Here is a 13,378-nt window from a genome sequence, read left to right as displayed (position 1 = left end):
TTCGCTTGCCCTAAGGGTTGCTCTTTCCTAGAATGGATACATCCCCTGGGCGGCTGAGTCATTTTCCGCGATTCGCCGTTGTGCAGGGCTATTACGTGATACAACACTTTTGAAGTGATGGTGTCGGTTCGAAATACCTAAAAACAGGAGACTTTCAATGTCCTCTCTTGGTCAAGTACCGGTTAGTGCAATGGCAAACGCAAGCGACGAAGACGCGTTTGAAACTCAAGAGTGGCTCGAGGCGCTTGCAGCCGTTTTGGACCGCGAAGGTCCGGAACGCGCTCATTTTTTGCTTGAGCGCCTTATCGATCTGGCGCGCCGCTCCGGCGCCCACATTCCGTTCTCTCCCAATACCGCGTACGTGAACACGATACCGCCTGTGCTCGAGCCCGCGCACCCCGGCAATCTGGTGCTTGAAGAACGCATCCGCTCGTATGTCCGCTGGAACGCCATGGCCATGGTGGTCAAGGCCAATAGCCACCACCCGGCCGACGGCGGCGACCTGGGCGGGCATATTGCCTCGTTCGCGTCCCTGGCCACCATGATAGGTTGCGGCCAGAACCATTTCTGGCATGGCGAAACCGCCGAACACGGCGGCGACCTCGTTTATTTCCAGGGGCATACTTCGCCCGGCATGTACGGACGCGCCTATCTTGAAGGGCGGCTTACCGAAGAACAGCTCGACCATTTCCGCCAGGAAGTGGGCGGCAAGGGCCTTTCGTCGTATCCGCACCCCAAGCTGATGCCCGAGTTCTGGCAGTTTCCCACGGTGTCCATGGGGCTGGGCCCCATCATGGCCATCTACCAGGCGCGCTTTCTCAAGTACTTGCATGCCCGCGGCATTGCCGACACCAGCAATCGCAAGGTCTGGGTGTTTTGCGGCGACGGCGAAATGGACGAACCCGAATCGCTGGGCGCCATCAGCCTTGCCTCGCGCGAAAAGCTCGACAACCTTATCTTTGTCATCAACTGCAATCTGCAGCGTCTTGACGGCCCGGTTCGCGGCAACGGCAAAATCATCCAGGAACTCGAAGGCGACTTCCGCGGCAGCGGCTGGAATGTCATCAAGCTTATCTGGGGCGGCTACTGGGATCCGCTATTGGCGCACGACAAAGAAGGCATTTTGCGCCGTATCATGGAAGAGTCGGTCGACGGTGAATACCAGGCCTACAAGGCGCATGACGGCGCGTATGTGCGCGAACATTTCTTTGGCAAGCATCCCAAACTGCTCGAAATGGTCAGCCGCATGAGCGACGAAGCCATCTGGCGCCTGAATCGCGGCGGCCACGATCCGCACAAGGTGTATGCGGCATTCGACGCCGCCAACAAGCACACCGGCCAGCCCACGGTCATCCTGGCCAAGACCATCAAGGGCTACGGCATGGGTCATGTGGGACAGGCCAAGAACCCTACCCACCAACAGAAAAAGCTGGACATGGACTCGGTGCGCGAATTCCGCGATCGCTTCAATATTCCCGTGCCCGACGACAAGATCGACGAGTTGCCGTACTTCAAGCCGGCCGACGATTCGCCTGAAATGAAGTATCTGCACGAGCGCCGTGCGGCGTTGGGCGGATACCTGCCCAAGCGCCGCACCAAGGCCGACGAACACTTCAAGGCGCCTGCTCTTGAAGTCTTCAAGGCAGTGCTTGAGCCCACCGCGGAAGGGCGTGAAATTTCCACGACCCAGGCATTTGTGCGCATCCTGAACCAGGTTCTTCGCGACAAAGAGCTTAGCCCGCGCGTGGTTCCCATCCTGGCCGACGAGTCGCGCACTTTCGGCATGGAAGGCCTGTTCCGCCAGATCGGCATCTATGCGCCCGAGGGGCAAAAGTATGTGCCGGTCGACAAAGACCAGGTCATGTATTACCGCGAAGCCACCGACGGCCAGCTATTGCAGGAAGGCATCAACGAGGCGGGTGCGTTCAGTTCGTGGATAGCCGCTTCGACGTCCTATTCCACCAACAACCGCATCATGATTCCGTTCTACATCTATTACTCGATGTTCGGATTCCAGCGTATCGGCGACCTGGCCTGGGCCGCCGGCGACATGCAGGCGCGCGGTTTCCTGCTGGGCGGTACGGCGGGGCGCACCACCCTGAACGGCGAAGGCTTGCAGCACGAAGATGGCCATAGCCACATCATGTCGGCCCTCATTCCCAATTGCGTGTCGTACGATCCGACCTTTGCGCACGAGCTGGCGGTCATCATCCAGGACGGCCTCAAGCGCATGATCGAGAATCAGGAAAATGTTTTCTACTACATCACCGTGATGAACGAAAACTATCCCCAGCCGGGCCTGACCGCGGGCGACGAAGAAGGCATCATCCGCGGCATGTACAAGCTCAAGTCGGCGGGCAAGCCCAAAGACAAGCTACGCGTGCAGCTTATGGGGTCAGGCACTATTTTGCGCGAAGTGCTGGCCGCCCAGGAACTGCTCGAATCCGATTGGGGCGTGGCTTCGGACCTCTGGAGCGTAACCAGCTTTACCGAGCTGCGCCGCGACGGCCTGGACTGCGAACGTCATCGCATGCTCAATCCGGAAGACACCAAAGCGCCGCTGCCGTACGTAACGCAAAAGCTGGGCGAAACCACAGGGCCTATCGTGGTCTCGACGGACTATGTCAAGCTGCTGGGCGACCAGATCCGGCCATTCATCCCCAAGGGCCGTACGCTTTCCGTGCTGGGTACCGACGGCTTCGGCCGATCCGACTTCCGCTACAAGCTGCGCGAGCACTTCGAGGTCAACCGCCACTTTGTGGTACTGGCCGCCTTGCGCGCGCTGGCCGACGAAGGCTCGGTACCGGCGTCCAAAGTGACCGAGGCCATCAAAAAATACGATATTGATATTAATAAAGCGAATCCGCATCACGCCTGATCGGGGGGAGACACTATGAGCAATGCTGTCGAAGTTAAAGTTCCTGATATTGGCGACTTTAGCGAAGTTGAAGTCATCGAAGTCCTTGTGGCGCCGGGCGATACGGTCAAGGCCGAACAAAGCCTCATTACCGTCGAGTCCGACAAGGCCTCGATGGAAATCCCGTCGCCGGGTGCGGGCGTCGTCAAGTCCGTGAAGGTCAAGGTCGGCGACAAGATCAAGGAAGGATCCATCATTCTTGAGCTGGAATCGGCTGAAGCCGCTCAGCCGGCCAAGGCCGCCACGCCTGCTGCGCCGCAAGCGTCCGCCCAGCCCGCGGCGGCACCGGCAGCCGCAGCACCGGCTGCCGCGGCAAATACGCCTGAAGCCGCGCCTCCGGCTGCGCCCGCGGCGGCCCAAGCCGGCGGCTCAGTCAAGGTCGAAGTTCCTGACATCGGCGACTTCAACGAAGTCGAAGTCATCGAGGTCCTGGTCGCGGTGGGCGATACGGTCAAGGCTGAACAAAGCCTTATCACCGTCGAGTCCGACAAGGCCTCGATGGAAATCCCATCGCCCCAGGCGGGGGTGGTCAAGGCCGTCCATGTAAAGGTCGGCGACAAGATCAACCAGGGTTCGTTCATCCTGGAACTGGAAGCCTCCGGCGGGCAGGCCGCGGCTCCGGCGGCAAGCCCGGCTCCGTCTGCAGCTCCGGCACAGGCTCCGGCAGCGGCTTCGGCGGGTTCTGCGGCGCCGGCCGCCGACCAGAACGGGGCCCTCGCATCGGAACCCGTGGTGCATCCTTCGCCAACCGCCGAATTCGATGCGGCGCCCAAGCGCAATCTGCCGCATGCTTCGCCTTCAGTGCGAAAATTCGCACGCGAACTGGGTGTCGACCTGACCCGTGTCGTAGGCAGCGGCAGAAACGGCCGCATCGTTGCCGACGATGTGCGCGGCTACGTCAAGCAGGCAGTGGCGGGTGGTGTGTCCGGCGGCGGATCCACGGCTGCGGCGGGCGGCGGCCTGTCGGTGCTGGATTGGCCCAAGGTCGATTTCGCCAAGTTCGGCCCGATCGAAGCCAAGCCCCTGTCGCGCATCAAGAAAATATCCGGCGCCAATTTGCATCGCAACTGGGTGATGATTCCGCACGTCACCAACAACGACTTGGCCGACATTACTGATCTTGAAGCCTTCCGGGTCGAGCTGAACCAGGAAAACCAGAAGTCCGGCACCAAGGTCACGATGCTGGCCTTTATCATCAAGGCGGTGGTTGCCGCGCTTAAAAAATTCCCCGACTTCAATGCTTCGCTCGACGGCGACAACCTTGTCCTGAAGCAGTATTTCAACGTTGGGTTCGCGGCCGATACACCCAACGGCCTGGTTGTGCCGGTCATACGCGATGCCGATAAAAAAGGCATATTTGAATTGGCCAGCGAAACCTCCGAGCTGGCCAGGCAGGCGCGCGACGGCAAGTTGTCGCCGGCCCAGATGCAAGGCGGCTGCTTCTCTATTTCGTCCTTGGGCGGCATAGGCGGCACCTCGTTCACGCCTATCATCAATGCGCCCGAGGTTGCCATTTTGGGCGTGTCGCGCTCGGCTCACCAACCGGTCTGGGACGGCAAGGCATTCCAGCCGCGCCTTATGCTGCCGTTGTCGCTGTCTTATGACCATCGGGTTATCGACGGGGCGTCGGCGGCCCGGTTCAACGCCTATCTGTCGGCGCTGCTGGCCGACTTCCGCCGCATTGCGCTATAAGGAGCCACTATGAGCACGGTTGACTTGCAAGTGCCCGATATTGGCGATTTTGCCGAAGTCGAAGTTATTGAAATCCTGGTTGCGCCAGGCGACACCATCAAGGCCGAGCAAAGCCTCATTACCGTCGAGTCCGACAAAGCCTCCATGGAAATTCCCGCGCAGCAGGGCGGGGTGGTCAAGGCCGTGCTGGTCAAGGTCGGCGACAAAGTCGCCCAGGGCAAGGTCATTGTGCAGCTGGACGCGGCGGCCGATTCACCCGCACAGGCGCCGGCCAAGCCCGCGCCGGCTGCAAGCGCCGCCGCTCCCGCTGCCTCAAACGCTCCGGCCTCCGCTGTTGCGCCGGCGGCTGCGGCGCCCCAGCCGGCCCAGTTCTCCGGCCAGGCAGACGCCCAATACGATGTCCTGGTACTGGGCGCCGGGCCGGGCGGCTATTCCGCCGCGTTCCGCGCGGCCGACCTGGGCCTCAATGTGGTGCTGGTCGAGCGTTACGCGACTCTGGGCGGCGTATGCCTGAATGTGGGCTGCATTCCCTCCAAAGCCCTGCTGCATACGATGGCCGTGGCCGAAGAGGCCCAGTCCCTGGCGGCTCACGGTATTTCGTTCGGTGCGCCAAGCATCAATCTGGACGCCTTGCGCGGCTATAAAGACAGCGTGGTCGGAAAGCTCACCGGCGGGCTGGCGGGCATGGCCAAGGCGCGCAAGGTTACCGTGGTGACGGGGGTCGGGCAGTTTGCCGGCCCTAATCATTTGTCGGTGCAGATGGAGGGCGGCAAAACCCAGACCATCCAGTTCAAATCGGCCATTATCGCGGCAGGCAGCCAGTCGGTGAAATTGCCGTTCCTGCCTGACGATCCACGCATCGTCGACTCTACCGGCGCCTTGCAACTGGCCTCTATTCCGCAAAAAATGCTGCTGGTGGGCGGCGGCATTATCGGTCTGGAAATGGGTACGGTTTATTCCGCTTTGGGCGCCAGGCTCGATGTCGTTGAAATGCTGGGCGGCCTGATGCAGGGCGCCGACCGCGACCTGGTCAAGGTCTGGCAAAAAATGAACGAACGCCGGTTCGACCGTATCATGCTCGATACCAAGACCGTCGGCGCCGAGGCCCGGGACGATGGCATTTGGGTGAGCTTTGAAGGCAAGAACGCGCCCAAAGAAGCGCAGCGCTACGACCTGGTCTTGCAGGCCGTAGGCCGCAGCCCCAACGGCAACAAGCTGGCTGCCGAAAAGGCGGGCGTTGCGGTAACTGAACGCGGCTTCATAAATGTGGACAATCAAATGCGCACCAATGTGCCGCATATCTTCGCCATCGGCGATATTGTCGGGCAGCCCATGCTGGCCCACAAGGCAGTGCACGAGGCGCATGTTGCCGCTGAAGTCATTGCGGGGCAGAAAAGTTATTTCGATGCGCGCGTGATTCCTTCCGTTGCCTACACCGACCCCGAAGTAGCATGGGTGGGTCTTACCGAAGAAGAGGCCAAGAAAGAGGGCATTGCCATTGAAAAGGGATTGTTCCCCTGGGCGGCTTCGGGACGCGCCATTGCCAACGGCCGCGACGAAGGCTTCACCAAGCTTTTGTTCGATGCGCAAACCCACCGTATTGTGGGCGGCGGCATCGTCGGCACGCATGCGGGCGATCTGATCAGCGAAGTGGCCTTGGCCATAGAAATGGGCGCCGACGCGGTGGATATCGGGAAGACCATACATCCGCATCCGACCTTGGGCGAGTCCATCGGCATGGCGGCCGAAGTGGCAGAAGGCAGTTGCACCGACCTGCCTCCGGCAAGGCGTAAATAGTTCTGCCGGGACTGGCATGGGTATACGCCGCGCAGCGTGCGCCCTTGCTCTTTCGGCTCTTGCCGCCATTCCGGGCAAGGCCGTCCAATAGGGTTTAAAATAGCGCCTGGAAGCCGATGCCTGAATGGGCATCGGCTATTTATCTGGGCGGCGCGCTCACGCGGCATGCCGCCTGTCCGGCCGTTGCGCCAGCCAGGTTCGCTCGTTGATCCATAGGCTCGCGCAGCCGGCCTGTTTGCAAGTCATTATGTCTCTTCCAAAACCCAACCAGTTGTCCAGCCTTGCCCAATGGCTGGGCTATCTTGAAACCCTGCATCCCAAGGCCATCGACCTTGGGCTGGACCGAGTAAGGGCCGTTGCGCGAACCTTAGGCCTTACTCATCCGTTCGTCGCCATTACCGTAGGCGGCACCAACGGCAAGGGCTCCACTTGCGCCATGCTCGAGGCGGTGCTGCTGGCGGCGGGATATCGCACAGGCATGTATACCTCGCCGCATCTTATTGACTACAACGAACGCATCCGCGTCAATGGCGAAATCGCCACTGACGCGCAGATCGTTGAACAGTTCCACAGTATCGAGCAAGCGCGCGGCGATATTTCGCTGACTTATTTTGAGTTCTCGACCTTGGCCGCCCTGCGCCTGTTCGAGCAGCAGGGACTGGAAGTTGCCGTTCTGGAAGTGGGCATGGGAGGTCGGCTGGACGCCGTCAATATCGTCGACGCCGATTGTTCCATCGTGACCAGCATCGACATCGACCACGCAGAATGGCTGGGCGATACGCGCGAAAAAATCGCATTCGAAAAAGCCCATATTTTCCGCCCGGGGCGTCCGGCCATTTGCGCCGATCCAATGCCGCCTGACACCTTGCTGGCCTATGCGCGCGAGATCGGCGTCGACTTATGGCTGTTCGGCAAAGACTTCAATTATTCGGGCGACCGACAGCAATGGGCATATGGCGGGCGTTCGCGGCGCCGCGCGGGCCTGGCCTATCCGGCTCTGCGGGGCGCCAATCAACTGCTTAATGCAAGCGCCGCACTGGCGGCCCTGGAAGCCCTGGAAGACCGCATCGCCATCCCCCAGCAGGCAGTCCGGCTGGGTTTGTCCCAGGTCTCCTTGCCCGGACGGCTGCAGATCCTGCCGGGCAACCCGCTGGTAGTGCTGGACGTCGCGCATAATCCGCACGCCACCGCCGCATTGGCGCAAAACCTGGACGGCATGGGGTTTTACCCATACACCCACGCGGTTGTGGGTATGCTGGGCGATAAAGACGTTGCCAGCACGGTCGGCAAGCTTCTTACGCGGGTAGATCATTGGTATTGCGCCGGTACGGCCGGGCCACGCGGTTTAAGCGGCAGCGAACTTGCAGCAAAGGTAAGCGCCATGGTGCATCAAGCGTCCCCAAGCGCAAAGGCGCCAGGCGTGCGCCCGGTCATCGCCGGCCAGCCGCCGTCCCACAACACGGACTCCATAACTGTTGCAAGTTTTGATAATCCGGTTCAAGCCTTTACCGAGGCGCGAAAACAGGCGTCCGACAATGATAGAATTCTTGTGTTTGGCTCGTTTTCTACGGTTGGTCCTGTACTTGAAGAGCTACGACGTAAAGATTAACGAATGTCTGTCGAGGCGGCGCAAGCCGGCCCACAGCCAACAAGGGTTGCCGCATGGGATTGTTTTCTCGTAAAGAGTCCGCGACGGGTGCTGATCAGCAGCGTTCGCGGGCGCGTTCATCCATGTCCAGCGAGGCGCAGGCCGACGAAATGCGCAGCCGCGCCCGCAGACGCCTTATCGGCGCGCTGGCGCTGGTCATCGCGGCAGTCATTGTAGTGCCCATGCTGATCAATACCTCGCCGCCCGAAGAACAGTCCACACCGCTTGTGGTGCCGGCAATTCCTCCGCTGCCCGCGCCTGGTGTCGCAGCGGTAGCGCCTGAAGGCGCGGCAACCGGACCGGTTACAGAAGATACCTTGCCGGTTCCCGATTCCGAACCCGCCCAGCCGGCGCCCGAGCCGCAAGTTGCCGAACCAGTCAAACTGACGCCCGAGGCCGAGAGCAAAGCTGCGGCAGAAGCCAAGGCCGCGGCCGAAACCCGAGCCGCCCACGATGCCGCCAAAGCCAAGGCGGCTGAGAAGCCGGCGCACAAAGAGCCGCCCAAAACCACAGAGCGCACGGACGACGGTTCGGTAGCCATTGCCTTGCTCGAAGGGCGCAAGCCCGCCAAAAAGGCCGAGCCAGCGGCCACAGCCAAGGGTAATTTCGTTTTGCAGATTGCTGCTTATACCGTTGAAAAAGACGCACAGGCCCGGCGTGAAAAATTGGCCGCCGCGGGCGTCAGCAATGCCTACGTCGAGACATCCACATCCGGCGGAAAATCGACTTATCGCTTGCGTGTCGGTCCTTTCCCTACGCGCGATGCCGCCCAGGCGGCTCAAACACGCTTGCGAGCGTTGGGCTACGAGAACGGCTTCATCTCCAGCAAGTGACCAGCTTCGACTACATCGTTCTGGCCATCCTGTGCGTGTCGGCCTTTCTGGGCCTGCTGCGCGGCCTGGTCAAGGAATTGCTGTCGTTGGTTGCGTATTTGGTGGCGTTTACCGCGGCCATCTGGTGGGGGCCCAGAACCTCCACCTGGCTGTCAGCCTACATAGAAAACGACTTGCTCCGTACCGCCGCCGCTTATGCGGCGGTATTTATTGCAGTGCTTTTGCTGGTGGGACTGGTTAATATTACTTTGGCTACCCTGATCCAGAGAACCGGCCTGACGCCGGCCGATCATGGCCTTGGAGCGTTGTTCGGATTATTGCGGGGACTGCTTATCGTCCTGGTTCTGGTAGCGCTGGCCGGCTATACCGAACTTCCTAAAGAACCCTGGTGGAGCGAAGCGCGCTTGTCGCCCGCCGCCGTAAAAGGGGTGCAGCAGATAAAGCAACTGCTGCCTCCGTCTCTGGCATCTTGGTTGCCGTACTGATTGCTTTAACAGGAAAAAACAATGTGTGGAATTGTAGGGGTCGCGGCACGCAGCCCCGCTAATCAGGCTATTTACGATAGCCTATTGTTGTTGCAGCATCGCGGGCAGGATGCGGCGGGCATAGCCACTTCGCATGACCAGTTTTTCAATATGTACAAGGCACATGGCCTGGTGCGCGATGTATTCCGCACGCGCAACATGCGCGCCTTGCCCGGCACCAGTGGCCTGGGGCAGGTACGCTATCCCACGGCGGGTTCCAGCGACAGCGTTGACGAGGCCCAGCCGTTTTACGTCAATGCGCCGTTCGGCATCACTTTTGTGCATAACGGCAACCTGACGAACTGGCGCGAGCTGCGCGAAGAACTGTTCCGTATCGACCGGCGCCACATCAATACCAACTCCGATTCGGAAGTCTTGTTGAACGTTTTTGCGCACGAACTGCAATTGGCCTCCAGCGGTGTTTCGCTCGACGAAAATGCTGTGTTTAACGCGGTCTCGGCAGTGCACCGGCGCACCAAGGGCGCTTATGCGGTAATTGCCCAGATTGCCAGTTTCGGCATGGTTGCATTTCGCGACCCCTATGGCATCCGGCCTTTGTGCCTGGGGTCCCTGGCCACCGACAATGGGGTTGAGTGGATGGTGGCTTCAGAGTCTGTGGCTTTGACGGGTTGCGGCTATACCTTCGTGCGCGACATTGCGCCCGGCGAGGCGTTGCTTATCGACCTGGACGGCAATGTGTCCAGCCGCCAGTGCGCCGAGAACCCCATTTTTACGCCCTGTGTGTTCGAGTACGTTTATTTTGCGCGGCCCGACTCCTTGATGGACGGCGTTTCCATATACGATGCGCGCCTGAATATGGGCGAATATCTGGCCGACAAGGTGGCGAAGAACTTGCGCCTGGGCGAGATCGACGTGGTCATGCCGATTCCCGATTCGTCACGGCCTTCGGCGATGCAGCTGGCTTCGCGCCTGGGCTTGAATTACCGGGAAGGTTTCATCAAAAACCGGTATGTTGGTCGCACTTTCATTATGCCGGGGCAGGCGGTGCGCAAGAAGTCGGTGCGCCAGAAGCTCAGCGCCATCGATATGGAATTCCGCGGCAAGAATGTCTTGTTGGTGGACGATTCTATTGTGCGCGGCACGACCAGCCAGCAGATTGTCGAGATGGCGATAAGCGCGGGCGCAAACAAGGTGTTTTTTGCTTCGGCGGCGCCTCCTGTGCGTTTTCCGAATGTGTACGGTATTGATATGCCGACGCAGGCGGAGCTGATCGCGACTGGGCGCGATACGAATGAGGTGGCGCGGGCGATCGGCGCTGCCGGCCTGGTGTATCAGGACCTCGAGGACCTTGAAAGTTCGATCCGCGATCTTAATCCGGGTATTACTCAGTTCGAGTCGTCCTGCTTCAATGGGCGGTATGTGACCGGGGATATTGATGCGGCGTATCTTGAACGCCTGGGTAGCACGCGGGGCAACCAGGCGGCTTCGATATCCGACGATGATGCGTAACTTGCCATCAGCTGAATAGGGCCGCTTTCTAGAGAAATGGGCAACTGTTAGAGCCCGCTTCATTGCCGGGCTGTGGCGTTCACTTCATCGCCAGGCTGTTTTAGCTTCAGTAATTTTGCGAAGTTGGAGCAAGCCGCGCCAGCCGCCGTTTTCGGGATGCAAGCGAGCGCGTGTTCGAGCGCGGCGTTTATGGGCAGCCAGTGGCTGCCCATTCGCGTGAGTTCGCGAGCGCCCGAAAACGGCGGCTGGCGCGGGTAGCCTCGGCGCAGCCGAGGCCGCAGCGACCTGAGCAAAATTACTGGAGCTAAAACAGCCGCTTAGGATCTCAGAATTCAGAATCCCACAACGCCCAAAACGAAAAACCCACTTGACGCGGTCCACTTGTGTACGTTAAATTATTAACAGTAAGTTCAAAAATGAACGTATCAACAGCTTAAACCGCCTTCGGAGGCAGTATGAAAGAGAAAGTCATTGGGATATCGGGTGCCGGGATAGGCGGGCTGGCGGCGGCTATTGCCTTGCGCAAGCTGGGCAAGCAAGTGTTGGTGTTTGAGCAGGCCAAGCAGTTTGCGCGGGTAGGGGCGGATATCAATTTGACGCCTAATGCCGTACGGGCGCTGGATGGCTTGGGCGTGGGCGAGGCTTTGCGCGAGACCGCGGCTCGGCCGGGATATCGGATCAGCCGGGACGGCTTTACGGGCGAGGAAACTTCGCGCCTGGAGATGGCGGAGGCCGCCCAGCAAAAGTACGGGGCGCCGCAATTGACGATGCATCGGGCCGATTTGATGACGGCACTGGAAGGCGCCGTGCCGGCCGAGTGCATCCGTTTGGGCAAGCGAACGACAGGCGTTCAGGATTTGGGCGACAAGGTGGTGGTCGAGTTCGACGATGGTACGCAGGAAACGGTGGATGCGCTGATCGGTGCCGATGGCATTCATTCTATGGTGCGCAATGCTTTGCTGGGGCAGGAAAAGCCGCAATTTACGGGTGTGGTGGCTTATCGGGCGGTAGTGCCTATTGAAAAGCTGGGCAATCTGCCGAATTTGGACAGCTTCACCAAGTGGTGGGGCGCGGTACCAGAGGTGCAGATTGTCAGCTTTCCATTGAATCGCGGCAAAGATCTTTTCATTTTCGCCACCACGCCGCAAGAGGGTTGGGAGCTGGAGTCCTGGACGGCTCCCGGCGAGGTCGGCGAGCTGCGCGAAATTTACAAAGATTTCCATCCTGAAGCGCGTGCTTTGCTGGATGCTTGCGACTCGGTGTTGAAGTCGGCATTGTACGTGCGCGATCCTTTGCCTACTTGGCACAAGGGGCGCATGGCGCTGTTGGGCGACGCCTGTCATCCGATGATGCCGTTCATGGCACAAGGGGCGGGGCAGGCTATTGAAGACGCGGTGGTTCTGGCGCGTTGCCTGGCCGATAGCCGTTACGCCGATGTGCCTTCCGCGTTTACGGCATACCAGAGCGTGCGCCATGAGCGCGCCAGCCGCATTCAGATTGCCTCGCGCGGCAATGCCTGGCTTAAAGAAGGCGGCAATGGCGACTGGGTTTACGAGTATGATGCCTGGGCGGTGCCTTTGGCCTAAGGCGACGTGGCGGCTTGTGCTGTGCTTCCCTATCGACTGGAATCTAGACTGCTATGACCGAATCCGTTTCCGACAACTCATCGCAGCTCGTTTCGCCCGTAATCCGGGGGTTGCGGCTTTTGCGTTATATCGCACAGGGCGGCAATACCGGAAACTTGTCTGAAGTGGGCCGGCTCATCGATGTCAATCGTGTAACGGTAATGCGCTTGCTGGCGACGCTCGAGCACGAGCGCATGATAGAGCGCTTGCCGCAAGGCGGCCATCGGATAGGCCTCAGCTTCCTGACCATGGCGGCTGCGGGACTGGGCGCTTGCGACTTGGTGGAAACGGGGCGGCGCTTTCTGTTGCGCCTGTGCGAAGGCCTTGGCCTTTCGGCTTATCTGGTCATCATGGACGGCAACGATGTCGTGTATGTCGCGCGCGAAATGCCCGAATCGGGCCTTATCAGCCATATCCGGGTGGGCAGCCGCGTTGCGGCGCATCTGACCGCTCCTGGCAGAAGCATGCTGGCGTCGTTGGCACCGGGCGATCTGGAGCAACGGTTTGCCAAGTCCATGCCGGCGCCCATACGCGATAAAGGCCCAGCCGACTTTACTCAGTTGAAGGCCCTGCTTGAAGAGGACCGCACACGTGGTTGCGCCTGGAGCTTCTCCGGCTACGAAACGGGCATCAATGCTTGCGCGGCGGCGGTGCGCGGTGCGTCGGGCGAGGCCGTTGCGGCGCTTAGCGTAGTAGGACCCGAACATCTGTTCACCCGCGACGAGGCATTTGCAACGAACGTCGAAGCGGCAGTCAGGCAGGCTGCGGGCGAATTGTCGCTTATTGCTGCGGGCGGACTTCTTTGATCGGCGCTGGCGCATGCAAACCAGCCGTTTGCCGGCAGTAAGGACTACGGTAACCGGGCCGTGTGA

Annotated in this window: 9 protein-coding genes; all 9 read left to right on the top strand. The window is 60.2% G+C overall.

Annotated elements, in window-relative coordinates:
• Positions 1 to 157 precede the first annotated feature (157 nt).
• The 9 genes from aceE to DFR37_RS00835 all read left to right on the top strand — a co-directional run bounded on the left by aceE (position 158) and on the right by DFR37_RS00835 (position 13,312).
• Complete coding sequence (aceE, locus tag DFR37_RS00875; protein WP_113931363.1) at positions 158 to 2,878, top strand: pyruvate dehydrogenase (acetyl-transferring), homodimeric type; 2,721 nt, start codon at positions 158 to 160, stop codon at positions 2,876 to 2,878.
• Positions 2,879 to 2,893: 15 nt separating this feature from the next.
• Positions 2,894 to 4,609 carry a dihydrolipoyllysine-residue acetyltransferase gene (gene aceF / locus DFR37_RS00870; RefSeq protein ID WP_113931362.1) on the top strand — a complete coding sequence of 572 codons (1,716 nt, stop codon included), beginning with the start codon at positions 2,894 to 2,896 and terminating at the stop codon, positions 4,607 to 4,609.
• 9 nt (positions 4,610 to 4,618) lie between these two features.
• Entirely contained in the window at positions 4,619 to 6,406 is a 1,788-nt protein-coding gene (gene lpdA / locus DFR37_RS00865; protein ID WP_113931361.1) for a dihydrolipoyl dehydrogenase, read from the top strand.
• 247 nt (positions 6,407 to 6,653) lie between these two features.
• Positions 6,654 to 8,015 (top strand): bifunctional tetrahydrofolate synthase/dihydrofolate synthase, encoded by a 1,362-nt coding sequence (gene folC / locus DFR37_RS00860; RefSeq protein ID WP_113931844.1) that lies wholly within the window; start codon positions 6,654 to 6,656, stop codon positions 8,013 to 8,015.
• A gap of 53 nt (positions 8,016 to 8,068) precedes the next feature.
• Positions 8,069 to 8,887, top strand: a complete 819-nt coding sequence (locus DFR37_RS00855) for an SPOR domain-containing protein (protein WP_113931360.1) — start codon at positions 8,069 to 8,071, stop codon at positions 8,885 to 8,887.
• A complete protein-coding gene (locus tag DFR37_RS00850) occupies positions 8,884 to 9,372 on the top strand; it encodes a CvpA family protein (protein ID WP_113931359.1) in 489 nt (162 codons plus the stop codon). Before DFR37_RS00855 ends, DFR37_RS00850 begins: the two co-directional genes overlap by 4 nt.
• 21 nt (positions 9,373 to 9,393) lie before the next feature.
• Positions 9,394 to 10,881, top strand: coding sequence for an amidophosphoribosyltransferase (purF, locus tag DFR37_RS00845; protein WP_113931358.1), 1,488 nt, complete (start codon positions 9,394 to 9,396; stop codon positions 10,879 to 10,881).
• 455 nt (positions 10,882 to 11,336) lie between these two features.
• Positions 11,337 to 12,467: an FAD-dependent monooxygenase gene (locus DFR37_RS00840; protein ID WP_113931357.1), complete on the top strand. Its 1,131-nt coding sequence runs from the start codon at positions 11,337 to 11,339 to the stop codon at positions 12,465 to 12,467.
• A gap of 53 nt (positions 12,468 to 12,520) precedes the next feature.
• Positions 12,521 to 13,312 (top strand): IclR family transcriptional regulator, encoded by a 792-nt coding sequence (locus tag DFR37_RS00835; protein WP_113931356.1) that lies wholly within the window; start codon positions 12,521 to 12,523, stop codon positions 13,310 to 13,312.
• Positions 13,313 to 13,378: the final 66 nt, after the last annotated feature.

Source organism: Eoetvoesiella caeni (assembly GCF_003315175.1).
Taxonomy (GTDB): domain Bacteria; phylum Pseudomonadota; class Gammaproteobacteria; order Burkholderiales; family Burkholderiaceae_B; genus Eoetvoesia; species Eoetvoesia caeni.
This window is presented reverse-complemented; position numbering and strand designations above follow the sequence as displayed.